Below are 25,948 nucleotides of genomic sequence, written 5' to 3'. Positions count from 1 at the left end.
CCTGCACTGCGCGGCCCCGCCTGCACTGCGCGGCCCTGGCCCGCAGTGCGCGGCCCGGCCTGGGCTGCTGCCCGGGGCGTGCCCGGCTTTGATGGCCCTGTCCGGGCCCGGGCCGTTGGATTTGTGCCCGGGTGTCAGCGGGCGGCGAGGGTGAGGTCGGCCTCGGCGGGCGGCGGGGTGGCCGCTTCGGCGATGCGGCGGCGGCGCAACTCGATCGGGAGCACCACCAGGGTGACCAGTGCGCCGAGCGCCCCGGTCACCACGAAGCCCCACAGTGGCGCGCTGGCGTCGATCACCGCGCCGGCGAGCGGTGCGCCGATGGCGATGCCGACGGTGACCGCAGAGCCGTGCAGACCCATCGCTTCGCCGCGTACCTCGGCCGGCACCAGGCGGCTGACCGCGTCCGAGCCGGCCGCGATGGTCGGCGCGCAGAGCGCGCCGGCGGGGATCAGCGCCAGGCACAGCAGCCACCAGTGCGCACCGCCCAGCCCCACCGGAATGGTGCACAGGGCCAGTGCGGCGGTCAGTGCCAGCGGGGAGAACGAGCGGTGTACGGCCCCGTAGGCGAAACCGCCGGCCAGCGAGGCGACCGCCCAGATGGCCAGGACCACGCCGGTCCAGCCGACCTCGCCGCTGGCTCGCAGGACAGCGACCACCGCCACGTCGGTGCCCCCGAGCACCAGGGTCGCGGCCGCGCTGAGCGCCAGGATGGCGAGCAGTCGCGGGGTCAGCCACTCCCGGCGTGGCACCCGGCGTTGTGGGCCGGTGGGTTCGTTGGCCTCCCGGATCGGTGGGTTGACGACCCACAGGGCGATCCCGGCGGCGACGATGCCGCCGCCAACCAGATACATGGTGGTCTGCGCGGAGATCGCGGTGACCAGGGCCACCGCCAACGCTGGGCCGATCATGAAGGACAGCTCCACCGACATCGAGTCCAGTGCGTAGGCCTGGCGGCGTTGGTCCTCGGGTACCAGCGCGGCGATCGACTGACGGACCACGGAGAAGATGGGCAGGGCCAGGGAGCCGGCCACGAAGGCGGCCGGCAGGAGCACGGGGTACGCCAGGGACGGCGCGGTGGACCAGAAGATCGCCTCAGCGATCGCGGTGAGCACCAGGACCGGGCGCAGTCCACGCCGGTCCACGAGTCGGCCGAGCAGCGGCCCGCCGATCGCCGCGCCCACCGTGACCGCCGCGCCCACCAAGCCGGCCGCCCCATAGCCACGATCAAGATCGAGGACCACGTGGAAGGTGAGCGTCACCCCGGTCGCGGTGAGCGGGATGCGGGCGAGGACGGCAACCAGTAGCAGCGACCGCAGGCCGGGCAGGGCGAGCGCCCGCCGGTAAGGCTTCATGTTCACGTGGGTCCGTACCTCCGGCGACATCCTCGACCGGCGGCGGCCCCTTGGCCAACCAATTAGCGCCTCATGCGGCCCTGATCACAGGCTGGCCGTGCATGAGCACCCCGGCGCCCTCCATGGCGCGTAGGGCCACGTCGGTGGTCGCCGGGGCGACGGCGGCAGTCAACTCCAGCAGCACGGTGGTGGCGAAACCCTCGCGGGCGGCGTCCAGCGCGGTCGCCCGGACGCAGTGGTCAGTGGCTATGCCGACCACGTCGACCCGGTCCACGTCGCGCCGGCGCAGCCAGTCGGCCAGGCACTCGCCGTCCTCGGCATGGCCCTCGAAACCGGAGTACGCCGCCGCGTGCTCGCCCTTGTGGAAGATCGCCTCGACCTTCGCGGTGTTCAGTTCCGGGTGGAACTCCGAACCGCTGGTGCCGACCACGCAGTGCCGGGGCCAGGACTCCACGAAGTCCGGGGGATCGCCGAAGTGGGCACCCGGGTCGACGTGGTAGTCCTTGGTGGCGACCACGTGCGTCCACCGGTCCGGCTCGGCGGCGAGCAACCGGGAGATGCCGGCGGCCACCCCTGCGCCGCCGGCGACGGCCAGCGAGCCGCCCTCGCAGAAGTCGTTCTGCACGTCCACGATGATCAGCGCGTTGGCCATCGGGGGGTTTCCTCTCTCCGCACTGTCGGTCGGTGGTGCTCGGGGGATGGCTCAGCCAGCGGGTACGACGGTGACCGGCACGGCCGGGTCGCCGGCCGAGAGCTTCAGTCCCTCCCACGGGATGGAGATCAGGCACTCCCGCAGGTGCTCCCGTGACTCGTCGAGGGTGGGCAGCGTCACCGACTCGCCGGCGACCACGTACGACTGCTGGAGCAGGCGGTCGTTGGGCTGCCGGTCGGGAACGCCCTGCGGGACGATGACCTCCTCGGTGGCGGTGCCGGTCGGCTTGTGCCGGCGGACCGCTACCTTCCGACCGCCGATGGTGGCCTTGTGCTCGGATCGCTTCACGACCGGCCGGCCCTCGACCTCGACCAATTTGTAGACCAGCCCGGCGGTCGGTGCCCCGGAGCCGGTGACCACGGCGGTGCCGGCGCCGTACATGTCCACCGGTTCGGCGGCCAGCGCTGCGATCGCGTACTCGTCCAGGTCACCGGAAACGATGATCTTGGTCTCGGTGGCGCCCAGCGAGTCGAGCAACTCCCGGGACTGCTGAGCGATCACCGCGAGGTCGCCGGAGTCGATCCGTATCGCCCGCAGGTCCGGCCCGGCCACCGCGATGGCGTTGCGGATGCCCTGGCTGATGTCGTACGTGTCGACCAGCAGCGTGGTGTCCTTGCCCAGCGTGGCGACCTGCGAGGCGAACGCCGCCCGCTCGTCGTCGTGCAGCAGGGTGAACGCGTGCGCTGCCGTGCCCGCCGTCGGGATGCCGTAGCGCGCGCCGGCGGCGAGGTTGGACGTGAACCGGAACCCGGCCAGGTACGCGGACCGCGCCGCGGCCACCGCCGCCTCCTCGTGTGCCCGACGCGACCCCATCTCGATCAGCGTCCGGCCCCGCGCCGCGGTCACCATCCGGGCCGCCGCGGCGGCCACCGCGCAATCGTGGTTGAGCACGGACAGCGCCACCGTCTCCAGCACCACGCATTCGGCGAAGCCGCCGGAGACGGTGAGGATCGGTGAACCGGGGAAGAACAGCTCACCCTCGGCGTACCCGTCGATGTCGCCGGTGAAGCGGTAGTCGGTGAGCCACGCCGCCGCCGTCTCGTCGACCACCCCGGTCCGCAGCAGGAAATCGACCTCGGTGGGGTCGAACCGGAAGTCGCGGATCAGCTCGATCAGCCGGGCCGTCCCGGCGACCACGCCGTACCGGCGGCCGCTGGGCAGTCGGCGGCTGAACACCTCGAAGACGCACCGGCGGTCGGCGGTGCCGTCCTTCAGTGCCGCGCTGACCATGGTCAGCTCGTAGTGGTCGGTCAGGAGCGCGGGGCGGTGGTTGCTCACCGCCCCAGCCTAAGGTTCAGCTCGGGTCGCCGCCGTCGTGGCCCGGGATCGAGCGCAACGCCGCCCACAGTTCGGCCCGGGCGGTGACGCCGAGCTTGGCGTAGATCCGCTGGAGGTGGTTCTCCACTGTGCGCGCCGAGAGGTAGAGCCGTTCGGCGATGGCCCGGCTGGGAGCGCCGTGCGCGGCGAGGCGCGCCACCTGCCACTCCCGCTCGGTGAGCACTGGCGCTCCGGCCTGGAGCGCCGGCGTCCGGATCAGGTCACAGCGCCCGAGCAACCCGGCGAGGCGTTCCCGGGCGTCGTTGGCGGCGGTCGAGTGTTGCCGGCGCAGCCGCTGGACGGCCTGGGAGGTGGCCTCTGCGGCGTACACGGTCAACTCCAGGGCGGCGTAGTCGTCGGCGACCGCCAGCAGATCGGTGGGGGAGTCGGTCACCGCGGCGCGGGCGTGCCGGGCCAGCAGCGGCGGGAGCACCCCGTCGACCCGCTCCGAGAGCTCGGCGAGGCGCTGCGCGACGGTGCGGCGGCTGCCGTCGGAGCAGGTGGGGCCGACAGCCATGCCCGCCTGGTCGAGTCGGACGAGGTCGTGCAGGACATGCACCTCGTGCCCGGCGAAGCCGTCGGAGCGCAGCCGGTCCACCAGGTCACCGAGGTGTTTGACAGCGCCCGGCAGGTCGCCCGACGCGGCGAGCGACGCGCCCCGGGCCTGCTCCAGCCACGGGTAGAGCACCGCCATGCCCGGCGCGTGCGTGCGGTCGGCTTCGGCCATCGCCGCAACCGCCTGCGCGGCGTCACCGCGCAGCGCCGCCGCCTGGGCGCGTTCGGCCTGGGCCAGACCGGCGTAGACCCGGCTCGTGGCCAGCACCGCGCAGGCACCCAGCGAGGTCCGCATGGCCGCGTCGCTCTGCCCACGCAGCCGGGCCGCGTACGCCTGAAGGATGGCCAGGTAGCCGGTGCCGAGGCGGAAGTCGCCGGCTCCGGCGAGGTCGGCGAACTCGTCGGCCACGATCGCGTCGATCCCGGCCAGGTCGCCGGTGAGCATGAGCCGGGTGCCTCGGGCCAGTTCCAGGGCCAACTGGAGGTACGGCATGTCGGTGCGCCAGCTCGCCGCGGCCGAGTGCACCTGGGCGATCGCCGTACCGCTGCGGGTCAGCTCGCCCTGCGCGGCCTGGACGTACGCGATGGTGGAGCGGGCCAGCTCGCGGGCGGCGACGCCTGCCGCCGGACGGTCGAGCACCCGTCGGCTGAGCTGCACGGCGGTGGCCGTGTCCAGGCTGTGCAGGCGCATGATCGCCTCGAATGCGTGCACCCGGGACCGGTCGGCGGAGTCACTGAGCTGCTCGGCCCGGCTTGCGATCTCCTCCACCGTGGACTGCCGGCTCAGCCCCCAGTAGCTGACCATGCCGCGTACGGTCAGCCACCGGCAGAGCCGCCGCTCGTCGCCGGGCTTGGGGGTGACCGCGTCGAGGACGTCGATCGCCTCGTCGGGCCGGTCGGCGAACATCAGGATGGTGGCCAGCAGCTCCGCCGCGTCGTAGCCGCCGTCGGTGTGCAGCGCGGCCCGCGCCAGGCGGGTCGCCAGCGGCACGTCGTAGCGGGTGAACGCCTGCACCGCGGCGTCCAGCAGCAGAGCCGGATCCTGTGCGGTGCCCGAGTCGAGTCGCCAGACCGCCACCCGCAACAGGTCGTCGCGTCGGCGTTTGCCGACCTGCTCGAGCAACTCGGCGAGGTGTGCCTGAAGCCGGCGGGTGCGGCTGACCGGGCAGCGACGGCGCATCACCTCGCCGTAGAGCGGGTGTGCCAGCCGGACGTTGGTGCGCCGGTCGTGCTGGATGACGGTGATCAGCCCGCGTTCCTCGGCGGTCTCCACGTCCGACTGTTCGGCGGCCTGCCTCAGGAGGTGCAGGCCCAGTGGTTCGCCGAACGCGACCAGCTCGACGACCGCGCGGACGCCGTCGGTGAGTTTGCCGACCCGGGTGTCGATGAGGTCGGTCAGGTTGGGCGCCAGTTCCAGTCGCCCGGTCCACTTCCAGATTCCGTACGTGCGCTTCAACTCGGCGCTGCCGTTGGCGGCGTGTACCAGCTCGCGCAGCAGCAGCGGGTTGCCGGCCGACAGCCGGCCGAGCCGGTCGGCGGAGTTGGCGTCGACCGGGCCGCCCAGGATCGCCGCCAGTAGGTCGGTGGTCTCCTCCGGCGGCATCGGGGTCAGCTCGACGTGCTCGACCAGGTCGTCGGTCCAGAGCGCGCGGATCGGCAGCGGGATCTGCTCACCGTCGCGCAGGGTGCCGACCACTGTGGCGTTCTCGGCGCGGGCGACGAGATGCACGAGTGCGGCCGAGGGGGGATCGAGCAGGTGGGCGTCGTCGATGGCGAGCACGATCCGTCGGCCGGCCGCCTGCTGTTGCAGCACGTTGAGCGCCCAGCGCAGGATGCCGGCGGGGGAGAGGCCCTGCGGCTGCTCGGCGGGGAGGACCTGGACGAGCCCACCGAATGGCAGCGCCGCAGTGGTGGCGCTGGCGGCGATGGACCAGATCGCGAACCGGTCGGTGGGCAACGCGCCCACGCCCTCGCGCAGCAGGCGACTCTTGCCGATGCCAGCGCTGCCGCTGAAGAAGAGCCCGCGGCCGGCCTCGCCGGTCACGGCCTCCAGCAGACGGTTGAGCTCATCCGTGCGGCCGACGAACTCCCATCGACTCATTCGCGCAGCATATCGACCGGAATCCGTCCGCGCCCGTACCGTCACCGTGCGAAGTTGAGTAATCGCACAATTACCGCTGAGTATTCGAGGTGTTCCGCCCGGTCGTCGGCCCGCCCGTAGTCTTCCGACATCCGATTGACGTACGGGAAATTCCGCGACCGGATCTCCGGTCACCCGCAACGGGAGGCACCTGATGAAGCAGGGCCCTCTCCCCTCGGTCGATTCGCCGGACGACATGACCGGCCCAGCAGACCTACCGACCTGCGGCCCCCTCCCCACCCGGGTCGGCGTGTCCGGCGCCGCCCCGGATGAGCCGCTCGGTGTGGTCGCCGTTGGCCCGGCCGGTGCTGAGCGGCGTGCTGTGCTGGCCACCCTGCTCGAGCTCGACCCGGTCATGCTCACAGTGCCGGCGGGCAGCTGGTTGGTGATGCGCGACGCCAAGGTGCCCACCCGGGCGGCGTTCGTGCCCGGTTACCGGCAGCCGCACTCGTACGGCGCGGACCGGGACGCCGCCGGTCCGGCGTTGGCCCGCCCGCCCCGGCGTGTCGAGCTGAGCGTGCCCCAGCCGCTGCTGCGGCACTTCACCCTGGTCGACGTTCCGGACACCGCCACCCTCGGTGTGTCCGGCACCCGGGTGCTGCTCGAAGCGGTGGGCCGGGCCGGCGCGTTGCTCTTCGTGATCGCCGCCGACCAGGCCTTCACCGCCGCCGAGTTGAACCTGCTCGCCGAAGTCGCCCCGACCTCGGTGGAGGTCGTCTTCGCGGTCACCCCGGGCGCGGCGGGGTGGGCTCCGCTGGCCGACGGCACGGCGACTACGGAGGGCGCGGGGGCGTCCGTCCCGCCGGTCGGGGATGCGGAGACCGAGGTGGATGCGGTCGCGGTCACTGTGGAGGCGCATCGGGCGGCGCTCCTGGCCGCGGTGCCGGCGCTGGCCGGCGCGCGGTGGTTCCCGGTCGACGGCGCCGACACTGCCGCCGACCTGCGGCGGGCGCTGGTGGGTTGGGCGTCGCGTGAGGGGTTGCAGCGGGCCAGCGTCGACCCACCGATCCTGCCGGGCCAGCAGGGCCGCGTGGCCGTGGCCGCCGATCCGGGTGACTGGTCCGAGCGGCTCGACCGCCATGCCCGCTCGTGTGCTCAGCGGATCCGCCAGCACCTCGCCCTGGAGTTGGCGAACATCCACCTTCGGGCCGTTCAGGAGATCGTGTTCGGAGTCGGCCTTGCCGGCCTACCCGATCTCCTCGACCGTGAGATGGCGGCGTTGTCGTTGTTGGCGACCGCGCAGTGCGACCAGGCGGTGCGCGGCATCATGACCGACGTCGCGTCCCAGGTGCTCGGCGCGCCGCCGGCCGAAGGCGTGCGCCGCCGGATCGCCACCGCTGTGCAGTACGGCCTGGCCGATCACCGGCCCGGCCACGAATTGGACAAGGTGCTGTTGATCACCAGCACGGCGGGCGTGGCCGAGTTGACCGGCCTGGAGGCGATCGACGCCGCCGCCAGCTATCCGATGGCGTCCCGGGACGAGGTGCTCCCGCCCATTGCGGTGGCGCTCTCCGGCGGGTGCTGGCAGCAGTGGCGTACGCCGGGCAACGGCGACCACAGCGCGGCGCGAGCCTGGTCCCAGCGGGCGGTGCGCGAGGTCGAGTTGGGGTTGTCCAGGGAGATCTCCCGACGGTTCGAGGTGATCCGCCTCTCGCTGGGCGTGGTGCTCTCCGATGCAGTCGATCACGGCATTCTGCTCGCCTGACGGCGCGCCCACCGGTTGGTCCGGGTCCGGGCCGGACCCCGCCGCCGATGGCGTCCGGGGCGGGTCGGGAGGGCCCGGGGTGGGTGATCCGCGCCGGTCCGGCGTTCCGGTTCCTCGGTTCCGGGAAACCGGTGGCACGATGGGGGGCATGGCGGCTCCGCAGGTTGCACCGGTCGAGACGCCGGACACTGACGAGGTGCCGGCGTCCGACCGGCAGTGGGTGACGATCGTGTGGGACGACCCGGTCAATCTGATGACGTACGTGACCTGGGTCTTCCAGAAGCTTTTCGGCTACAGCCGGGAGAGGGCCGAACAGCTGATGCTGGACGTGCACCACAAGGGTCGTGCCGTGGTCTCCACCGGTGCCCGCGAACGGATGGAGCACGACGCGTCGCAGCTGCACGCGTACGGGCTGTGGGCGACGGTGGACAGATCATGAGCATGTTCCATCGCCAGGCCGGTCACTACGTCGCCGTCTTCGCCGTCGACGAGGTGCGAGTGCTGCGCAAGGTCGCCTCCGAGGTGGTGGGTCTGCTCACCGACGGCTTCGACCACACCGACCCGGTGGTCGGTCGGCTCTTTCCGGCGGTCTACCCGCAGGACGCTCCGGGCACCGCCGAGTTTCGCCGCTACACCGAGGGCGACCTGAAGACCGCGAAGATCGATCAGGCGGGGGCGATCCTGGCCGCGTTGCCGGACGAGGCCGGCGGCGAGGTGCGGCTGGACGCCGAGGCCGCCGAGGCGTGGTTGCGGGCGCTGAACGACGCACGGCTCGCGATGGGCGTCCGCCTGGAGATCAAGGACGGCACAGATCTGGGCGAGGAGCTGGACGACGCTGTCGCTGAGGACCCGGGTTCCAGCCGGGTGTTCCAGCTTTCGGTCTACGCCTATCTCGGGTATCTACAGGAGTCGCTGCTCAACGCCTTGATCGACTAAGGGTGACCGGCACCACTTCGACCTGTGCCCGGCAGGCGTTAGGCTGGTGCACGTGCTGAGCATCGACCGGTCGATCATTGACGCGATCGTCGCCCACGCGCGCCGGGATCACCCTGACGAGGCGTGCGGCGTGGTCGCCGGTCCCGTCGGCAGCGACACCCCGACCCGGCACATCCCGATGGACAACGCGGCGCGGTCGATGACCTTCTACGAGTTCGACTCGATGGAGCATCTGCGCGTGTGGCGGGAGATGGACGACCGGGACGAGGAGCCCGTCGTCATCTACCACTCGCACACCGCCACCGAGGCGTACCCGTCGCGGACGGACGTCGCCTTCGCCGGTGAGCCGGGGGCGCACTACCTGCTCGTCTCGACCCGTGAGCCCGACTCGGAGGAGATCCGGTCGTTCCGGATCGTCGACGGCGTGATCACCGAGGAGCCGGTCCGTGTCGTGGAGGCCGGTGTCGACCCGCACGCCGTCCAGTCCTACATGTTCGGGCAGAGCCCGGCGACGGTCGATTACGAGTGTTCCGGCCGCTGACCTGTCAGCGCCGCAGCCATCTCGTCCCGTCACCGTAGGCACACCCGATCGAGGAGTTCCCCATCATGGCTATTGAGGTTCGCATCCCCACCATCCTGCGCAGCTACACCGGCGGCGCCAAGGTCGTCGACGGCACCGGCGACACGCTCGCCGATCTGCTCACCGACCTGGATTCCCGGCACGGCGGTCTGCGCGGCCGGCTGATCACCGACGCGGGCACGCTGCACCGCTTCGTCAACGTCTACGTCAACGACGAGGACGTCCGCTTCCTCGGTGCGCTCGACGCGAAGCTCTCCGACGGCGACAGCGTCACCATCCTGCCGGCGGTGGCCGGCGGTGCGTTCGGCTTCGCTGCGGCAGCGGCGATCAGCTCGCACAGCGCCGCGGCAGCGGCGATCAGCTCGCACAGCATCAGCTCGCAGGGTGCCGTCGACGTGGTGGCCCGCGACGCCGTCGCGGCTCGCTGAGGTCGGCCGCCATGGCGCGGTACGACAGCCTGCTCGACGCCTGCGGGGGTACGCCGCTGGTCGGCCTGCCCCGACTGTCCCCGACGGCGCCCGAGGGGGCCCCTCCGGTGCGGCTCTGGGCCAAGCTGGAGGACCGCAACCCCACCGGCAGCATCAAGGACCGCGCGGCGCTGTTCATGGTCCGGGCGGCGGAGGAGGCTGGCCGGCTCCGCACTGGTGACACCATCCTCGAGCCGACGAGCGGCAACACCGGCATCTCGTTGGCCATGGTGGCGAAGATGCGCGGCTACCGGCTGGTCTGCGTGATGCCGGAGAACGTCTCCACCGAGCGGGTGCAGCTGCTCCGGATGTACGGGGCCGAGATCATCTTCTCGCCGGCGGCGGGTGGTTCCAACCAGGCGGTCGCCACGGCGAAGCAGATCGCCGTCGAGCACCCCGACTGGGTGATGCTCTACCAGTACGGCAACGAGGCGAACGCGCGGGCGCACTACGAGACGACCGGGCCGGAGCTGCTGCACGACCTGCCCAGCATCACGCACTTCGTGGCCGGGCTGGGCACCACCGGCACCCTGATGGGCACCGGGCGTTATCTGCGGGAAAAGGTCGAGGGCATTCAGATCGTGGCTGCCGAGCCGCGCTACGGCGAGTTGGTCTACGGGCTGCGCAACATCGACGAGGGGTACGTTCCGGAGCTCTACGACGCCTCGGTGCTCTCCCGGCGGTTCTCGGTCGGCACCCGGGACGCGGTGCTGCGCACCCGCCAGCTGGTGGAGGTGGAGGGCATCTTCGCCGGTTTCTCCACCGGTGCGATCCTGCACGCCGCGCTGGCGGTGGCGCACGAGGCGGTGCGCGACGGCCGGCGGGCCGATGTGGCCTTCGTGGTCTGCGACGGTGGATGGAAGTACCTGTCCACCGGCGCGTACGGCGGCACCCTCGCCGACGCCGAGGACGCCCTGGAGGGGCAGCTCTGGGCCTGACCGATCTGGTCTGCCGACTACGGGCCGTCGACATTCGTCGACGGCCCGTCCGCGTTGTGATGTACCGCGAGCAGGTGTCACGTTCGTGACAACTTCCGTTGGATGATTCTTGCTGCCGGGTGCGCCAGCGTAGGCTGCGCAGCGTGGCGTACGCGTCGGTAGAGATCATGGCTGGGACTATCGCCGGCGCAACTGCTACTGACAGTGACAGCGAGACCACTCGATGCGACTGACTGTTCTGGGGAGCGCCGGCAGTTTCCCTGGCCCCGAGTCGCCCTGCTCGGCCTACCTCGTCGAGGCCGACGGTTTCCGGCTCCTGGTCGACTTCGGCTCGGGGTCGCTGTCCAGCCTCCAGCGGTACGCGGGGTTGCACGCCCCGGACGCCATCCTGCTGACCCACCTGCACTGTGATCACATGTTCGACGCCGTGCTCTACGTGGTGGTGCGCCGGTACGCCCCGGACGGCCCCTACCCGGCGCTGCCGGTGTACGCGCCCGCCGGCGCGCCGGACCGACTCAGCGCCGCCTACGGGGACGACGGTTCGGTGGAGGACGTGTACCAGTTCTACGCGCTTCAGCCGGGCACCTTCCCGATCGGCCCGTTCGCCGTCACCGTCGACCGGGTCAACCACCCCGTCGAGACGTACGGTGTGCGGCTGGAGCACGACGGCCGTTCGCTGTGCTACTCGTCGGACACCGCGCCCTGTGAGGCGCTGCTGCGGCTGGCCCAGAACGCCGACGTGTTCCTCTGCGAGGCCAGTTACCTCGACGGCGTGGACAATCCGCCGGATCTGCACCTGACCGGCCGGGAGGCCGGCGAGGCGGCGACCAAGGCCGCTGTGGGTCGACTGCTGCTCACCCACCTGGTGCCCGCCTGGGGCAGCGAGGCGCACACGTTGGAGTCGGCCGCCGCCGCGTACAGCGGGCCGCTCGAGGTGGTCCGGCCGGGCGCCAGCTACGACATCTGACGCACCGGGTCCCGGGCGCGGGCCGAGGAGTTCGGCTGGCCGGCCGCGGTCGCCGGGTTCCTCGGTGTGCACGACGCGGACGTTCTCCTGGGCACCGCGAGCGGGGTGGATCGCCGCACCGCATAGGGTGCAGGCATGGCGCGACCTGACGGGCGAGGGCCCTCTCAACTCCGACCGGTGACCCTGACCCGAGGCTGGAGCACCCATCCGGAGGGCTCGGTGCTCGTCGAGTTCGGCGGCACCCGGGTGCTCTGCACGGCGAGCGTCACCGAGGGGGTGCCTCGCTGGCGCAAGGGCTCCGGGCTCGGTTGGGTGACCGCTGAGTACGCGATGCTGCCCCGGGCCACCAACACCCGCTCCGACCGGGAAAGCGTCAAGGGCCGGGTCGGTGGCCGTACCCATGAGATCTCCCGGTTGATCGGCCGTAGTCTGCGGGCCAGCATCGACCTCAAGGCGCTCGGCGAGAACTCGATAGTGCTCGACTGCGACGTGCTCCAGGCCGACGGCGGCACCCGCACGGCCGCGATCACCGGCGCGTACGTCGCGTTGCACGACGCGGTGGGCTGGCTCGCCGCCCGCAAGTCGTTGGCCGGTAAGCCGGAGAAGGTGATGCACCGCTCGGTGGCCGCGGTCAGCGTGGGGATCATCGCCGGGGAGGCCCGGCTCGATCTCTGCTACGAGGAGGACGTCGCCGCCGAGGTGGACATGAACGTGGTGTGCACCGGCGCTGGCGACTTCGTCGAGGTGCAGGGCACCGGCGAGGCGGGCGTGTTCGCCCGCGACCAGCTCGACGCCCTGCTCGACCTGGCCGTCGCCGGCTGCGCCGAGTTGGCCGAAGCCCAGCGGAAGGCACTGGCATGAACAAGGTCCTGCTCGCCACCCGTAACCGTAAGAAGCTGGTCGAGCTTCAGCGGATCCTGGACGGCGCGCTCGGCGCGCACCGGATCGCCCTGCTCGGGCTGGACGACATCGAGCAGTACGCGGAGCTGCCGGAGACCGGCCTGACCTTCGGCGAGAACGCGCTGATCAAGGCGCGGGAGGGCTGCCGGCAGAGTGGCCTGCCGACCATCGCCGACGACTCCGGGCTCGCTGTCGACGCGCTCAACGGGATGCCGGGTGTGTTCAGCGCCCGCTGGTCCGGCAAGCACGGCGACGACCGGGCCAACCTTCAGCTGGTGCTGGACCAGATCGGCGACGTGCCCGACGAGCAGCGGGCCGCCTCGTTCGTCTGCACCGTCGCGTTGGTGTTGCCGGGCGGCAAGGAGCATCTCGTCGACGGCCGGCAGTCCGGTCGGGTGTTGCGCGCGCCGCGCGGTGACGGTGGGTTCGGCTACGACCCGATCTTCCTGGGCGACGGGCAGGACCGGACCAACGCCGAGCTGACCCCGGCGGAGAAGGACGCGATCAGTCACCGGGGCAAGGCGTTGCGCGAGCTGGCCAAGCTGGTCGCCAAGGTGCTGCCGCCCGCCGCCTGACCCGCGGCGGACGACAGCGACCCGCCGGAGATCAGCCCAGCGGGCCGACCTCCCGTTCGATGGCGGCGCGCAACTCCGGCCCGGCGACGACGGCACGGGCCGCCTCCATCACCGGGGCGAGGAACACGTCCGGGCCGGGCTGGCCGGCTGCCGTACCGAGCGCGGCGACGGCCGCCCGGCCGGCCGGGGACGGCTCCAGTGGGGCGCGCAGTTGGAGGCCGCGTACGCCGGCCAGCAGCTCCACCGCGAGCAGGCTGGTCAGGTTGTCCAGGACGGTGCGCAGCTTCTTCGCGGCGGCCCAGCCCATCGAGACGTGGTCCTCCTGCATTCCGCTGGTGGGCAGCGAGTCCACCGAGGCGGGGGCGGCCAGTCGACGGTTCTCGGCGACGATCCCCGCCGCCGTGTACTGGGCGATCATCAGCCCGGAGTTGACCCCGGCGTCGGGGGAGAGGAACGCCGGCAGTTCCCGGGAGCGGGTCACGTCGAGCAGCCGGTCGACCCGCCGCTCGGCGATCGCGCCCACCTCGGCGGCGGCGATGGCGAGGAAGTCCGCGGCGAAGCCGAGCGGTGCGCCGTGGAAGTTCCCGGTCGACTCGACCCGGCCGTCCGGCAGCACCACCGGGTTGTCCACAACGGACACCAGCTCCCGGCCGGCGACGGTGCGGACGAAGTCCAGGGTGTCGCGGGCCGCGCCGGCCACCTGCGGCGCGCAGCGCATCGAGTACGCGTCCTGCACCGCGTGCGCCAGGTCGTCGCGGTGCGAGTCCATCACCCGGGAGTCCTGCAACAGGCGGTGGATGTTCGCCGCCGACGTCGCCTGACCGGGGTGTGGGCGGATCGCGTGCAGCTCGGGCAGGAACGGCCGCTCCGAGCCGAGCATCGCCTCGATGGCCAGCGCGGCCGTCACGTCGGCCATGGCGAACAGGTGCTCCGCGTCGTGGATGGCCAGCAGCAGCATGCCGAGCATGCCGTCGGTGCCGTTGATCAGCGCCAGCCCCTCCTTGGCGGCCAGCTCGATCGGCTTGAGCCCGGCGGCGGTCAACGCGTCGGCGGCGTCCTGCCGTTCACCGGCCGGGCCGAGCACCCAGCCCTCGCCGAGCAGTACCAGCGCGCAGTGCGCCAGCGGCGCCAGGTCACCGGAGGCGCCCAGCGAGCCGTGCTCCGGGACCCACGGGGTGATGTCGTGGTTGAGCAGGTCCACCAGGGCTTCCGCGACCAGCGGCCGGACCCCGGAGCGGCCCAGGGCGAGGGACCGGACGCGCAGCAGCATCATGGCCCGAACCACCTCGCGCGGCATGGGGGCGCCCACCCCGGCGGCGTGCGAGCGGATCAGCGCGTGTTGCAGCTCGGCCCGCCGCTCCGGCGCGACGAAGGTGTTAGCCAACGCGCCGAACCCGGTGGAGACCCCGTAGACGGGACGGCCCGACGACTCGATGCCGTCCACGATGGCCCGGCTGGTCGCCATCGCGTCGATGGTGGCCGGGGCGAGGACGACGGTGGCGGTGCCGCGGGCCACCGCGAGCACGTCGTCGGCCGAGACTCCCGTGGGCTGGATGGTCACGTGCGTCATTGCGGAACTCCGTTGCGTATTACCTGGCGGATCAGGGGGACACCGGGCCGGTAGGCCAGGTGCAGGTGTGACGGCGCGTCGAGGACGACGAGGTCGGCCCGCGCGCCGGGGGTGAGGACACCGATGTCGTCGCGGCGCAGCGCCCGTGCGCCACCGGCGGTGGCGGCCCAGACCGCCTCCGCCGGGGTCATCCGCATCTCGCGGACCGCGAGGGCCACGCAGAACGGCATCGACGAGGTGTACGACGAGCCGGGGTTGCAGTCCGTCGCCAGCGCCACCGTGACACCGGCGTCGAGCAGCCGGCGGGCATCCGGGTAGGGCGAGCGGGTGGAGAACTCCGCGCCGGGCAGCAGGGTCGCCACGGTGCGGGTGCCCGACCCGTCGCTGTGGGCCGTGTCAGCCAGCGCGGCCACGTCGGCGTCGCTCAGGTGGGTGCAGTGGTCGACGCTGGCCGCGTCCAGCTCCACACCCAGTTGCACCCCGGGGCCGGGGCCGAGCTGGTTGGCGTGCAGCCGTACGCCCAGGCCGGCGGCCTGACCGCAGGCCAGGATGGCGCGGGCGTGGTCCACGTCGAAGGCACCCCGCTCGCAGAACACGTCGATCCACTTCGCGTACGGAGCGGCGGCGGCCAGCATCGGCCCGCAGACCAACCCCACGTAGTCGTCGGGGCGGTCGGCGTACTCGGCGGGCACCACGTGCGCGCCCAGGAAGGTGGTCTCGGTGCTGGTCTCGGCGGCGATCCGCAGCGAGCGGGCCTCGTCGACGACGGTCAGGCCGTACCCACTCTTGATCTCCATGGTCGTGGTGCCCTGGCGCAGCGCCTCCCCGCGCAGCCGGCGCACCGTGGCACGCAGTTCCTCGTCGGTGGCGGCCCGGGTGGCACCGACTGTGGTCCGGATGCCGCCGCCGGTGTAGGGCTGACCGGCCATCCGGGCGGCGAACTCGGGGGCCCGGTCCCCGGCGAAGACCAGGTGGGCGTGGCTGTCCACGAAACCGGGCAGCACGGCGGCACCACCGGCGTCGACGTGATGGTCGGCGGCCGGCGCGTATGCGGACGGCCCGACCCAGACCACCCGACCCGCCTCGACCAGCACGGCGGCGTCGCGGCGGATGCCGAGCGGGCCCTCGCCGGCGCCGTTGGTGACCAGTTCCCCGATGTTGTCGACGAGCAGGCTGCCGCTCATGCGGGCGTCACCGCCTCGATCGCGGACGACAGTTCGGCCGGCACGTCGACGGTCAGGTGCCGGCCCTCGGCCACCACCACCCGGCCGTCCACCACCACCTGCTCGACCTCCGCCGCGCCGGCGGCGAAGAACGCGCCCACCGGTGGCACCCCGGCGGTGCGGGCGCTGTCCAGGCGTACCGTCACCAGGTCGGCGCGGGTGCCCACCGCGATCCTTCCGGCGTCGGCCCAGCCCAGCGCGGCGTGCCCGGCGAGGCTGGCCGCGTTCAGCAGGTCGAGCGGCGCGAAGTGGCCGCGCCGGCGGGTCCGCAGCCGCTCGTCCAGCTCGACCGCCCGAGCCTCCTCGAACAGGTCGATCACGGCGTGACTGTCGCTGCCGAGGCTCAACCGGATGCCGGCGTCGGCCATCAGCCGGGCCGGGCCGATGCCGTCGGCGAGGTCCCGCTCGGTGGTCGGGCAGAGGCACACCCCGGTCAGGCTGTCGGCGAGCAGGGACAGGTCCGCGCTGGTGGGGTGGGTGGCGTGGACGGCGGTGGTGTGCGGCCCGAGCACCCCGTGCTCGGCGAGCAGCGCGGTGGGCGAGTGCCCGTGCACGGCCCGGCACTCGTCGTTCTCGGCGGGCTGTTCGGAGAGGTGCACGTGCAGCGGCGCCTGCCGCTCCCGGGCCCAGTCGGCGACAGTGCGCAACTGATCGGCCGGGACGGCCCGCACCGAGTGCACGGCCGCGCCGACCCGGACGTGCGGGTCCGTCGGTTGGAACGCCGCGGCCCGCTCGGCCCAGCGGCCCGCGTCACCGTCGCCGAAGCGACGTTGCGGCCCGGCGAGGGGCTGACCGTCCACGCTGGAGGTCAGGTAGCAGGCGTCCAGCAGTGTGAGCCGGATCCCGGCGTGCGCGGCGGCCTCCACCAGCGCCGCGCCCATCGCGTTCGGGTCGTCGTAGGCGCCGCCGTCCGGTCGGTGGTGCAGGTAGTGGAACTCGCCCACGCAGGTGATCCCGGCGAGCGCCATCTCGGCGTAGACGGCCCTTGCCAGCGCGAGGTAGGTGTCCGGGTCCAGCCGGTCCGCGACGGCGTACATCTGGTCCCGCCAGGTCCAGAAGTCACCCCGGCCGCCGTGGGTACGCCCGCGTAGCGCCCGGTGGAAGGCGTGCGAGTGCACGTTGGACAGGCCCGGCAGGGTGAGGCCGGGCAGTGGCACCGCGTCGGCGTGCACCTCGACCCCGGCCTCCGGTCCGTGTGCTCCCAGCAGCGGCGTCACCGCGGTGATCCGGCCGTCCTCGACCTCGATCAGCACGTCGGGGGTGGGTTCGGCGTGCTCGGGCAGCCAGGCGTACTCGGCGAGCCAGCGGTTCGGTGTCACCGGCATGTCAGCTCCTCCAGCACCCGGGCCAGCGCCCGTACCCCGGCGGCGCAGTCGTCGTCGGTGGCGGCCTCGGCGGGGGAGTGCGAGACACCGGTCGGGTTGCGTACGAAGAGCATCGCGGTGGGCAGGTACGCGGCGAGCACCCCGGCGTCGTGCCCCGCCCCGGTGGGCAGCACCGGCGCGTCGAGCAGCGTGGCGAGGCGTTTGGCAAGCCCGCCGTCGAAGGCGACCACCGCTGTGGCCGACTCCTCGGTGACGGTCACCGTCGTACCGTCACGGCGGGCCCTCTCGGCGAGCTTGCCGCGTACCGCGTCGACCAGCCCGGCGAGCGTTTCCGGGTCGGCGGCCCGGGCGTCCAGCCAGCCGGTCACCTTCGACGGGATCGCGTTTGTGGCGTTGGGTTCGACGGCGACCCGGCCCACAGTGGCGTGCGCGCCGCGCAGCCGGGCCTCCTTGTTGGCCGCCAGCACCGTGAACGCGTAGGTCAGCATCGGGTCGCGGCGGTCGGCCATCCGGGTCGTACCCGCGTGGTTGCCCTCGCCGACGACGTCGAAGCGCCACCGGCCGTGCGGCCAGATCGCACTGGCCACCGCTACCGGCGCGTCAGTGTCGACGAGCGCGCGGCCCTGCTCGACGTGCAACTCGACGAACGCCCCGAACCGGCCCAGCAGCTCCGGGCGGGCGCCCGCCGGCCGGTCGCCGAGCGCCTCGGCGAAGCTCACCCCGGCCGCGTCGCGCAGGCCGGCCGCGCGCTCGGGCGCCAGCGCCCCGGTGAGCAGCCGAGACCCCAGACACGGTACGCCGAAACGCGCCCCCTCCTCCTCGACGAAGGCACCCAGCACCAGCGGCCGGTCCGGGGTGACCCCGGCGGCGCGTAGCTCGTCCACGGCGAGGAACGCGCTCACGATGCCGAGTGGCCCGTCGTACGCCCCGCCGTGCGGCACCGAGTCGAAGTGGCTGCCGGTGAGCACCGCGTCGGACGCCTCCGGGTCACCCCAGTGGGCGAAGAGGTTGCCGTTGCCGTCCTCGGTGACCGGCATGGCACGGTGCTCGGCCTGCGCCCGGAACCAGGCGCGCAGCTCCCGCTCCGGCTCGGTCAGCGCGTACCGCAGATAGCCGCCGCTGTCGGAGTCCCGCCCGACCGGCGCGATCTCGTCCCACAGCGCCCGGAACCGGGCGGAAAGGTCGTCGCTCACGCGGGGTCGCCCTCCGTCATCGGCACCCGGACCCCGGTGCGGTCGGCTACCTCGCGGGCGCTCTCGTAGCCGGCGTCGACGTGCCGGATGACGCCCATCGCCGGGTCGTTAGTGAGCACCCGCTCGATCTTCTGACCGGCGAGGGCGGTGCCGTCGGCCACGCACACCTGCCCGGCGTGGATCGACCGGCCGATACCCACCCCGCCGCCGTGGTGGATGGACACCCAGGACGCCCCGCTTGCCGTGTTGACCAGGGCGTTGAGCAGCGGCCAGTCGGCGATGGCGTCGGAGCCGTCGGCCATCCCCTCGGTCTCCCGGTACGGGCTCGCGACGCTGCCGGTGTCCAGGTGGTCCCGGCCGATCACGACCGGGGCGGAGAGTTCGCCGGAGGCGACCATGTCGTTGAACCGCACGCCCGCCCGGTCCCGTTCGCCCTGACCGAGCCAGCAGATCCGGGCCGGCAGGCCCTGGAAGGCGACCCGCTCGCCGGCCAGCTTGATCCACCGGGCCAGCGACTCGTTCTCCGGGAACAGGTCGAGGATGGCGCGGTCGGTGGCAGCGATGTCGGCCGGGTCGCCGGAGAGCGCCGCCCACCGGAACGGACCCCTGCCCTCGCAGAACAACGGCCGGATGTACGCGGGCACGAAGCCCGGGAAGTCGAAGGCGCGCTGATAGCCGCCGAGCTGCGCCTCACCCCGGATCGAGTTGCCGTAGTCGAACACCTCGGCGCCCGCGTCGAGGAAACCGACCATCGCCTCGACGTGCCGGGCCATCGACGCGCGTGCCCGGTCGGTGAACTCGGCCGGCTTCGCGGCGGCGTAGTCCCGGGCCTCGGCCAGCTCCACCCCCACCGGCAGGTACGCCAGTGGGTCGTGCGCGCTGGTCTGGTCGGTCACGATGTCGATCTCGACGCCGCGGTTCAGCAGGTCCGGGAAGACCTCGGCGGCGTTGCCGACCACGCCCACGCTCAGGGCCCGGCGCTCCCGCTTCGCGGCGCGGACCCGAGCGATCGCGTCGTCCAGGGAGTCGGCGACCTCATCCAGGTAGCGGTCGTGCACCCGACGGTCGAGCCGGGTGCGGTCCACGTCCACGATCAGGCAGACGCCGCCGTTCATGGTGACCGCGAGCGGCTGCGCGCCACCCATCCCGCCGCAGCCGGCGGTCAGCGTCAGCGTGCCGGCGAGGGTGCTGTCGAACCTTTTGGCAGCCACCGCCGCGAACGTCTCGTAGGTGCCCTGGAGGATGCCCTGGGTGCCGATGTAGATCCACGAACCGGCCGTCATCTGCCCGTACATGGTCAGGCCGAGCTGTTCGAGGCGGCGGAACTCCGGCCAGGTCGCCCAGTCGCCGACCAGGTTCGAGTTGGCCAGCAGCACCCGCGGCGCCCACTCGTGGGTGCGCATCACCCCGACCGGACGGCCCGACTGCACCAGCATCGTCTCGTCCTCGCGCAGGTCGGTCAGCGTGCGGACCAACGCGTGGTACGACGGCCAGTCCCGCGCCGCCTTGCCGGTGCCGCCGTAGACCACCAGGTCGTCGGGGCGTTCGGCCACCTCGGGGTCGAGGTTGTTCATCAACATCCGCAGGGCGCCCTCCTGCTGCCACCCGCGGGTGGTCAGCTGGCTGCCCCGTGCGGCACGAATGGGCTGGGTCATCTCTGGTTCTCCTCCGGTCAACCGAGGAACAACTGTCGGCGGGCCGCGGAGGCTTCGAATGCCTCCAGTCGGCGCTGGGTTTCGCCCGGTGTGGCGTCGCAGATCGCCTGCAACAGCACCATGGCCAGGGTCATCGGGGCGGTGTGCAGGTCGAAGACGAGCTGCGCGCCGACCGCGGCGGCGAGCACCACGTCGGCGTGTTCGGTGGCCGGGCTGACCGGCGAGTCGGTGATCGCCACCACCGTCAACCCGGCGTGGCGGGCGTCGCGCAGCGCGTCCAGGGTTTCCCGGGGGTAGCGGGGCAGCACGAAGGCCAGGACGGCGGACGCCCCAGCCTCGGCCGCCTGCTCCAGGCGGTCGGTGAGCAGGCTGCCGCCGTCGTCGAGGACCCGTACGTCCGGGTGCACCTTCGCCGCGAAGTAGGCGAAGTACGCGGCCAGCGGCGCGGCGGCGCGCAGGCCGAGCACCGGCAGTGGGCGGCTCTCGGCGAGCAACCGCCCGGTCTCGGCGATCCGGTCCCGGTCGGCGAGCTGACTGGCCAGCCGGTCCAGGTTGCCCATCTCCGCGCGTACCGCCTGCTGGAGCTCGTTGCCGGTGTCCGTCGATCCGCCCGGAGTCGAGCCGGTGAGGTCGCGCAGCCGGCGGCGCAGGGCCGGGTAGCCGTCGTGGCCGAGCGCGACGGCGAACCGGGTGACCGACGGCTGACTCACGCCGGCCAGCTCGGCGACCTCGGCGGCGGACAGGTACGCCACGCCGGGGGCGTGCTGCACCAGGCAGTGCGCGATGCGGCGCTGGGTGGGGGTGAGGCGCACCCCTTGGAACAGGTCGAGCACCCGGTCAGCGGGTGCCGCGACAGCTCCTTCATTCATGAGCTGACTCTATGCATAGAAACTTTCATAGACAACCACCTCGGGTCACCCCCGCCCCCCATTCAGCCGTCGCGGCTCGTAACATGCGGGCGTCCAGCGCGAGCAGGATCGCGCCAGCGAGAAGGAGCGTCGTGGTCGCAGTCGAGGACGCCCCACCCATTCAGGCCTCTCGTCCGGCGCCTTCTCCGCGCGTTCGGGGGGCGGTCGGTGAGGCGCTGCCGATCATCGCCCTTATCGGGGCCTTCTTCGTCGTCAACGACATCCGGTCGTGGCTGACAGCCCAGTACTGGGGCGACGAGGCGTGGGTCGCGCTCTCGGTCCGCTTTCCCCTCGCCGACCTGCCGGTGACGACCTCGTCGAGCCCGATCGGGTGGAGTTTCCTGCTCCGACTGGTCCCGGACATCGACCACCTCCGGGTCGTACCCCTGGGTTTCCAACTGCTGACCGTCGTCGCGGCCTACCTGCTGGGCCGCTCGCTGGCGTCCGAGCGCGCCCGGGGCATCCTCATCGGTGTGGTCAGCGGGCTCGCCGTCCTGCTCCTGCCGGTCCAGCAGACCCGCCACGACCTGAAGCAGTACACGGCTGACGCCGCGGTGGCGGTCTGCCTGCTCGCCCTGGCCACCTGGACCGGGCGCTCCTGGTCCCGGCGACGGCTCGCGGTGGTGGTGGCCGCTGTGGGTCTGGGCATGCTGCTGAGTCACACCACCGCCATCGTCGCGGTCTGTGTACTCGGCGGTCTGCTGCTCTCCGTCGCGGTGCGTCGGGAGTGGGCGAGGACGGTCGAGGCGACCGTCGCCGGCCTGGTCGCCGGCGTACTCGTCGCGGCCGTCTACTTCGGAGTGTCCGCCCGGGGCAACAGCGATGCCATGCGGGACTACTGGGACGACTTCCTGCCGAGCATCTCCGAACTGCCCGCACACCTCGTGCGGCAGATCAAGGCCCTGTCACCGATGCTCGGCGCACCCGTGCCGATCCTCGCCGTGCTGCTCGTGCTCGGCGTCGTCACGCTGTTCCGACGCGGACACGCCGCCCCGGCGATCGCCGTCCTTCTGCTGCCGGTGGCGGCCAGCGGGCTGGGTGTCGCGGGGATCTACCCGCTGCTCGACCCGCGCACGTCCCACTTCCTGATCGTGGTGACGGGCCTGGTTGCCGGCATCGGCATCGTCGGTCTGGCCGACCTGGTCGTCGCCCTGGTCCGCCGCGGGCTGCCCAGGCTGGCACCGGGCGTGGTGGCCGCCGTGACCTGCGCCGTCCTGCTCACCAGCTTCGCCGCAGTCAACCACCGCTGGTATCGCCTGGACGGCGACGAACCCGGGGTCTGGCTGGCGCACCAGGCCATCACCGACATCGGGTCGTCGACCCGGTACGTCGCGGCGCACAGGGGGCCGCACGACCTCGTCGTGGTCAGCGGGCCCGCCTGGTTCGGGTTCACGCTCTACTCCGACCAGGATCCACTGAAGCTCGTCGCGCCGGTCGGTGGCACCGTCGGTTGGACAGTCGCCATGCCCACCCGCGCCGACGTGATCCTCCCGAAAGCCGCCGACGCACCGTCCATCAAGGACGCCCTCGACGAGATTCTGGCCCGGGCCGCGAAACAGCCGCCCGGCACCCGGGTCTGGCTGGTCCGCACGTACACCCACCCGAGCGAGCCGGTGTGGCAGGCCGCGCTCGCCGACTATCGCGTGGAACGCGTCACGTCCGGACCGGAGCCGGTGGTCGTGATCAGCCAAAGGTGACGGCGACGACGAGTTGACGGGTGACCGCCAGGCGACTGACTGTGGCACCGGTCGGTACCATGCGCCTGGCGGTCGAGCGGAGGAGTTGGCATGCAGCCGGAAGGCCCCTACAGGTTCACCCACTTGCTGGGCGGTTCACCGGTGGGCAAGGCCTGGGCCGCCATCGACGAGCAGGGCCGGTTCGTGAGCGTCGCCGTGCTGGACGCGACGGTTGCCGCCGCCCCCGGTTGGCGGGAGGCGTTCGCCGAGGTCGCGAACGCGCTCGCCCAGACCCCCGACGGACCCCCGATCACGTACGCCGACTTCTCGGCCGCCGCGCCCTGGGTGGCGTACGCCGCCGAGGCCGGACCCGCCCCGGAGAAGCTGTTCCGCGCGCTCGGCGTGGAGTACCAACCGGTGCCCGCCGCCCCCCGACCCGTCTCCGCCCCTCCCCAGCCGGTGTCCGGTGTGCCGCAGCCGGTGTCGGGTGTGCCGCAACCCGTCTCTGGCGTGCCGCAGCCGATCTCCGGTGTGCCGCAACCCGTGTCGGGTGTGCCGCAGCCGGTCGTCGACATGCCGCATGCCCCGTGGGCGGTGCAGTCGGCCGCGATTCCGAACCAGTCGCCTGCCCACCCCGTCTCGGCCGCGCCGGCGTCGAGCGCACCCGCATCGCCCGCCGGGCCGACCGGCCACGACGTCGCGCCGACGCCGGCCACCGTGTCCGGCCCACCGGCCGACGTGCCCCCGTTCGACCCGTACGCCGCCCCCGTACGGCGGATCAAGCCCTCGGCGCCGCCCAAGCGGCGTACCGGCCTCTGGGCGGGTGTGGCCGCGCTGGCCCTGGTGGCAGTGGTCGGTGGCGGCGCCGGCATCTACGCCCTCAGCTCGGATGAGCCCGACGAACCGGACGCCCCGCCGACCGCCACCTCCAGCGGCTTCCCTGCCGCGACCCCGCTCGCCCCCGGCCTCAAGCCCTGGGCGCAGGCCGCCCTGCGCAGCCCCGAGGAGCGGGCACTGGCCGTTGCCGGGCCGTCCATGGTCTTCGTGGAGGTCGTGTTCACCGGGTACGTCCGCAACAAGGCCGGCGGTGCCCTGCTGGACAAGGCCCCGGTGACCTTCAGCCGGCGTTGTAGTGGCGTGGTCGTCCAACACGAGGGGTACGTCCTCAGCAACAGCCAGTGCGTGCAGCCCACCCCGGACGTCCTGGTCGGGGGTGCCCTGAACGCCGTGGCCAACCGGCTCGTCTCCGAGGGCAGCCTGCAGGCCAAGGACATCAGCACCTACACCCGCAGTCGGTTGAGCACCTCGGTCCTGACCGGCGCGAACGCCGGCGACCAGCCGGAGACCCGGCTGTACGGGCAGCTCAACATCGCCAAGGGCGAGGTGACGGACAGCCCGGCGATTGCCGGCACCGTCGTCCAGGCCCTCCCGATCGAGGCGGGGAACGTTGCCCTGATCAAGCTGGAGCAGAAGAACCTGCCCACGTCGGAGCTGAACACGTCGGCCAGCGTCAGCCCGGAGACGTCACTGCTCGTCCTGGGCTACGGCACCACCGACACCAGCTTCCGCGCCGCCACCTACACGGTGCTGTCGAAGACGGTGACCGTGACCGGGATCGACTCCTCGACTCCGCTGAACCCGTACCGGATCAATGAGGATCTCGGACTCTATTCGCGGGGCGGGATCGCCATCGACCCGAGCGGCCGCGTGGTGGGCATGCTGGACAACGACGTTCTGCGGCCTGACAAGGCGAACCGCCTCGTCGTGCCGGTCTCCGCCATGACCGCACTCCTCCAGGCTGCCGGCGTCACGAACACGCTCGGCAAGGGCGACAACCAGTACCGCAGTGGCCTCGACGCGTACTTCGCCGGGGACGAGTCGAAGGCCATCGCGCGGTTCGACGAGGCCGCGCGGACCTCCCCGACCAACCTGCTGGCCCAGTCGTACCGACAGGCGGCCGTCGACAGCCGGGGGCCCGGCGACGATTCAGGCGGGTCGAGCTGGGCCGTGCCGGTGATCGCCGCGGCCGGAGGCGCGCTCGCTGTCGCCATCGTGGTGGCGGTGGCGATGCTCCTGGCGCGGCGGCGCAACAGCCGTTTCTAGTGCGTCTGGGCGGCACCCGGCCGAGGCGCCACGCCGCTGGCGGCCCGCGCGGAACCGCCGATCCGGGTGCCGGTCAACCACGGGCCCAGCGGCGTGCTGATGACGATCCACGCGAACACCCAGGGGACCACGAGAGCGGCGACCAGGTCGAGCACCCCACCGGACCTGGGCGTCTTCAGCACCCACAGGATGCCCGCGTGACTGAGCACGACGGCGATGCCGCAGCCGGCCAGTCGACTGATCACCCGCGACGCCCGCACGCCGATGCGCAGGTCGAGTTCCTCCGCGAGCCGGATGAGACCGACGCTGATCAGGACCGCGGTCAGCACCCCCAGCACCGGGGAGCCGAAGTCGCCGGCCTTGAGGTCCAGGTCCCGGTTGAGGCCGAGCAGCACGAAGCCGACCCCGATCGAGAGTGACGCCGCACCGGCGCTGGCCGGAAGACGCGGGCGGAGCCGCCGCAGCAGCCGCCCGGCCAGCACGAAGACCAGGCACGCCGGGACCAGGAAGAGCCCGAGCGGGCCGGCGGTGACAACGCTGGGCGCGAGATAGGCCGTGACCAGGCCGACCACCGCGACCGTCCAGGAGACCGCGGCGGGGAACCGCTCCAGCCACCGGAACGCGACCGCCGCGATGAAGAGCACCGAGACGAACCAGAAGGCGGAGAACGGTCGGACCGCAGCCGTGCCGCCGTAGAGCGCGTCACCGATGGTGCCCGGTGCGACCTGGCCGGTCGCGGCGTCGGCGGCGAGCAGTGCCGCGACCAGGATGAGGAACCACACCACGTAGGGCACGCCCAGGGTCGTCCACCGCTTGCGCAGTTCCCCACCGAGCGGTCGGCCGGGCGACCAGAAGTAGCCGGTCAGGACGAAGAACACGGGAACGTGCCAGGTGTAGATGGACGCGCGGGTCAGGCTGTCGCTCCAGACGTGGCCCGCGACAACCGCGGCGATTCCGACAATCCGGAGGAGGTCGACACCGGCGGAGCGGTTACCCGCTGCCGTTGTCGTGCTCGTTGCGGCCATGGCCGGCATCATTTCAGACAGCGGGACCTACCTACGCCCCGGATCAGCACCGGTTCGGCCGGAGGTCGTGCCGGCGTCGTCGGGTACGGCGCATCGCCTAATCTGGGGCACGACACGCTGCCCACA

At 72.4% G+C, this 25,948-nt stretch carries 22 protein-coding genes; 11 read left to right on the top strand and 11 right to left on the bottom strand.

Features of this window, described 5'->3' with window-relative positions:
* Positions 1-134: 134 nt before the first annotated feature.
* From ACLQ3F_RS22115 to ACLQ3F_RS22100, 4 genes are read right to left on the bottom strand one after another with little or no spacing between them, the layout of a single operon-like run.
* Complete coding sequence (locus ACLQ3F_RS22115) at positions 135-1,382, bottom strand: MFS transporter (RefSeq protein WP_425851128.1); 1,248 nt, start codon at positions 1,380-1,382, stop codon at positions 135-137.
* A 40-nt stretch (positions 1,383-1,422) separates the two neighbouring features.
* Positions 1,423-2,004, bottom strand: coding sequence for an isochorismatase family protein (locus ACLQ3F_RS22110; RefSeq protein WP_357195288.1), 582 nt, complete (start codon positions 2,002-2,004; stop codon positions 1,423-1,425).
* Positions 2,005-2,055: 51 nt separating this feature from the next.
* Entirely contained in the window at positions 2,056-3,342 is a 1,287-nt protein-coding gene (locus tag ACLQ3F_RS22105) for a nicotinate phosphoribosyltransferase (protein ID WP_357195291.1), read from the bottom strand.
* Positions 3,343-3,358: 16 nt separating this feature from the next.
* Positions 3,359-6,037, bottom strand: coding sequence for a LuxR C-terminal-related transcriptional regulator (locus ACLQ3F_RS22100; RefSeq protein ID WP_425851126.1), 2,679 nt, complete (start codon positions 6,035-6,037; stop codon positions 3,359-3,361).
* Between the two features lie 193 nt (positions 6,038-6,230).
* On the opposite strand from ACLQ3F_RS22100, the gene ACLQ3F_RS22095 reads away from it, so the two are divergent.
* The 9 genes from ACLQ3F_RS22095 to rdgB all read left to right on the top strand — a co-directional run bounded on the left by ACLQ3F_RS22095 (position 6,231) and on the right by rdgB (position 13,144).
* The gene (locus ACLQ3F_RS22095) at positions 6,231-7,781 is read left to right on the top strand and encodes a hypothetical protein (protein ID WP_425851124.1); all 1,551 of its coding nucleotides are present in this window, start codon (positions 6,231-6,233) and stop codon (positions 7,779-7,781) included.
* A gap of 148 nt (positions 7,782-7,929) precedes the next feature.
* A complete protein-coding gene (gene clpS, locus ACLQ3F_RS22090) occupies positions 7,930-8,220 on the top strand; it encodes an ATP-dependent Clp protease adapter ClpS (RefSeq protein WP_088946433.1) in 291 nt (96 codons plus the stop codon).
* The gene (locus tag ACLQ3F_RS22085; RefSeq protein WP_210780952.1) at positions 8,217-8,717 is read left to right on the top strand and encodes a DUF2017 domain-containing protein; all 501 of its coding nucleotides are present in this window, start codon (positions 8,217-8,219) and stop codon (positions 8,715-8,717) included. The genes clpS and ACLQ3F_RS22085 overlap by 4 nt, the downstream gene beginning before the upstream one ends.
* A 52-nt stretch (positions 8,718-8,769) precedes the next feature.
* Positions 8,770-9,258 (top strand): M67 family metallopeptidase, encoded by a 489-nt coding sequence (locus tag ACLQ3F_RS22080; protein ID WP_357195301.1) that lies wholly within the window; start codon positions 8,770-8,772, stop codon positions 9,256-9,258.
* Between the two features lie 65 nt (positions 9,259-9,323).
* Positions 9,324-9,725: a MoaD/ThiS family protein gene (locus ACLQ3F_RS22075; protein ID WP_425851121.1), complete on the top strand. Its 402-nt coding sequence runs from the start codon at positions 9,324-9,326 to the stop codon at positions 9,723-9,725.
* Between the two features lie 11 nt (positions 9,726-9,736).
* A complete protein-coding gene (locus ACLQ3F_RS22070; protein WP_425851120.1) occupies positions 9,737-10,702 on the top strand; it encodes a PLP-dependent cysteine synthase family protein in 966 nt (321 codons plus the stop codon).
* A 223-nt stretch (positions 10,703-10,925) separates the two neighbouring features.
* Complete coding sequence (locus tag ACLQ3F_RS22065; RefSeq protein WP_357195310.1) at positions 10,926-11,669, top strand: MBL fold metallo-hydrolase; 744 nt, start codon at positions 10,926-10,928, stop codon at positions 11,667-11,669.
* Positions 11,670-11,804: 135 nt separating this feature from the next.
* A complete protein-coding gene (gene rph, locus ACLQ3F_RS22060; protein WP_357262921.1) occupies positions 11,805-12,530 on the top strand; it encodes a ribonuclease PH in 726 nt (241 codons plus the stop codon).
* On the top strand, positions 12,527-13,144 hold the full coding sequence (gene rdgB / locus ACLQ3F_RS22055; RefSeq protein WP_357262924.1) for an RdgB/HAM1 family non-canonical purine NTP pyrophosphatase: 618 nt from the start codon (positions 12,527-12,529) through the stop codon (positions 13,142-13,144). The genes rph and rdgB overlap by 4 nt, the downstream gene beginning before the upstream one ends.
* Before the next feature lie 31 nt (positions 13,145-13,175).
* Here the strand turns inward: rdgB and hutH are convergent, their stop codons facing one another.
* From hutH to ACLQ3F_RS22025, 6 genes are read right to left on the bottom strand one after another with little or no spacing between them, the layout of a single operon-like run.
* Positions 13,176-14,714, bottom strand: coding sequence for a histidine ammonia-lyase (hutH, locus tag ACLQ3F_RS22050; protein WP_425851117.1), 1,539 nt, complete (start codon positions 14,712-14,714; stop codon positions 13,176-13,178).
* Positions 14,711-15,898 (bottom strand): imidazolonepropionase, encoded by a 1,188-nt coding sequence (gene hutI, locus ACLQ3F_RS22045; protein WP_425851115.1) that lies wholly within the window; start codon positions 15,896-15,898, stop codon positions 14,711-14,713. The genes hutH and hutI overlap by 4 nt, the downstream gene beginning before the upstream one ends.
* Complete coding sequence (locus ACLQ3F_RS22040; protein WP_425851114.1) at positions 15,895-17,262, bottom strand: formimidoylglutamate deiminase; 1,368 nt, start codon at positions 17,260-17,262, stop codon at positions 15,895-15,897. Before ACLQ3F_RS22040 ends, hutI begins: the two co-directional genes overlap by 4 nt.
* Positions 17,253-18,455, bottom strand: a complete 1,203-nt coding sequence (locus ACLQ3F_RS22035) for an allantoate amidohydrolase (protein ID WP_425851112.1) — start codon at positions 18,453-18,455, stop codon at positions 17,253-17,255. The genes ACLQ3F_RS22040 and ACLQ3F_RS22035 overlap by 10 nt, the downstream gene beginning before the upstream one ends.
* On the bottom strand, positions 18,452-20,110 hold the full coding sequence (hutU, locus tag ACLQ3F_RS22030; protein WP_425851110.1) for a urocanate hydratase: 1,659 nt from the start codon (positions 20,108-20,110) through the stop codon (positions 18,452-18,454). Before hutU ends, ACLQ3F_RS22035 begins: the two co-directional genes overlap by 4 nt.
* 17 nt (positions 20,111-20,127) lie before the next feature.
* Entirely contained in the window at positions 20,128-20,979 is an 852-nt protein-coding gene (locus ACLQ3F_RS22025; protein WP_425851108.1) for a MurR/RpiR family transcriptional regulator, read from the bottom strand.
* Positions 20,980-21,110: 131 nt separating this feature from the next.
* Here ACLQ3F_RS22025 and ACLQ3F_RS22020 point away from each other — a divergent pair, with 131 nt between their 5' ends.
* Together ACLQ3F_RS22020 and ACLQ3F_RS22015 are read left to right on the top strand one after the other, a co-directional pair.
* Positions 21,111-22,715: a DUF6541 family protein gene (locus tag ACLQ3F_RS22020; RefSeq protein ID WP_425851106.1), complete on the top strand. Its 1,605-nt coding sequence runs from the start codon at positions 21,111-21,113 to the stop codon at positions 22,713-22,715.
* Positions 22,716-22,805: 90 nt separating this feature from the next.
* Positions 22,806-24,797: a trypsin-like peptidase domain-containing protein gene (locus ACLQ3F_RS22015; RefSeq protein ID WP_425851105.1), complete on the top strand. Its 1,992-nt coding sequence runs from the start codon at positions 22,806-22,808 to the stop codon at positions 24,795-24,797.
* On the opposite strand, the gene ACLQ3F_RS22010 is transcribed toward ACLQ3F_RS22015, so the two are convergent.
* Positions 24,794-25,822, bottom strand: coding sequence for an acyltransferase family protein (locus tag ACLQ3F_RS22010; protein ID WP_425851104.1), 1,029 nt, complete (start codon positions 25,820-25,822; stop codon positions 24,794-24,796). The genes ACLQ3F_RS22015 and ACLQ3F_RS22010 overlap by 4 nt on opposite strands.
* Positions 25,823-25,948 lie beyond the last annotated feature (126 nt).

Origin of the sequence: Micromonospora sp. DT15, assembly GCF_049841475.1 — a bacterium.
GTDB lineage: Bacteria > Actinomycetota > Actinomycetes > Mycobacteriales > Micromonosporaceae > Micromonospora.
Note: the sequence above shows the minus strand (reverse complement) of the source record. Positions and strands in the feature narration are given on the sequence as shown.

Bases quoted from the DNA above. Each gene is read 5' to 3' on its own strand.
- ACLQ3F_RS22010 (WP_425851104.1), bottom strand. From the start codon at position 25,822: ATGGCCGCAACGAGCACGACAACGGCAGCGGGTAACCGCTCCGCCGGT.
- ACLQ3F_RS22040 (WP_425851114.1), bottom strand. From the start codon at position 17,262: ATGCCGGTGACACCGAACCGCTGGCTCGCCGAGTACGCCTGGCTGCCC.
- ACLQ3F_RS22065 (WP_357195310.1), top strand. From the start codon at position 10,926: ATGCGACTGACTGTTCTGGGGAGCGCCGGCAGTTTCCCTGGCCCCGAG.
- rph (WP_357262921.1), top strand. From the start codon at position 11,805: ATGGCGCGACCTGACGGGCGAGGGCCCTCTCAACTCCGACCGGTGACC.
- rdgB (WP_357262924.1), top strand. From the start codon at position 12,527: ATGAACAAGGTCCTGCTCGCCACCCGTAACCGTAAGAAGCTGGTCGAG.
- ACLQ3F_RS22070 (WP_425851120.1), top strand. From the start codon at position 9,737: ATGGCGCGGTACGACAGCCTGCTCGACGCCTGCGGGGGTACGCCGCTG.
- ACLQ3F_RS22110 (WP_357195288.1), bottom strand. From the start codon at position 2,004: ATGGCCAACGCGCTGATCATCGTGGACGTGCAGAACGACTTCTGCGAG.
- ACLQ3F_RS22095 (WP_425851124.1), top strand. From the start codon at position 6,231: ATGAAGCAGGGCCCTCTCCCCTCGGTCGATTCGCCGGACGACATGACC.
- ACLQ3F_RS22115 (WP_425851128.1), bottom strand. From the start codon at position 1,382: ATGTCGCCGGAGGTACGGACCCACGTGAACATGAAGCCTTACCGGCGG.
- ACLQ3F_RS22015 (WP_425851105.1), top strand. From the start codon at position 22,806: ATGCAGCCGGAAGGCCCCTACAGGTTCACCCACTTGCTGGGCGGTTCA.
- ACLQ3F_RS22085 (WP_210780952.1), top strand. From the start codon at position 8,217: ATGAGCATGTTCCATCGCCAGGCCGGTCACTACGTCGCCGTCTTCGCC.
- hutH (WP_425851117.1), bottom strand. From the start codon at position 14,714: ATGACGCACGTGACCATCCAGCCCACGGGAGTCTCGGCCGACGACGTG.
- ACLQ3F_RS22025 (WP_425851108.1), bottom strand. From the start codon at position 20,979: ATGAATGAAGGAGCTGTCGCGGCACCCGCTGACCGGGTGCTCGACCTG.
- hutI (WP_425851115.1), bottom strand. From the start codon at position 15,898: ATGAGCGGCAGCCTGCTCGTCGACAACATCGGGGAACTGGTCACCAAC.
- hutU (WP_425851110.1), bottom strand. From the start codon at position 20,110: ATGACCCAGCCCATTCGTGCCGCACGGGGCAGCCAGCTGACCACCCGC.
- ACLQ3F_RS22075 (WP_425851121.1), top strand. From the start codon at position 9,324: ATGGCTATTGAGGTTCGCATCCCCACCATCCTGCGCAGCTACACCGGC.
- ACLQ3F_RS22100 (WP_425851126.1), bottom strand. From the start codon at position 6,037: ATGAGTCGATGGGAGTTCGTCGGCCGCACGGATGAGCTCAACCGTCTG.
- clpS (WP_088946433.1), top strand. From the start codon at position 7,930: ATGGCGGCTCCGCAGGTTGCACCGGTCGAGACGCCGGACACTGACGAG.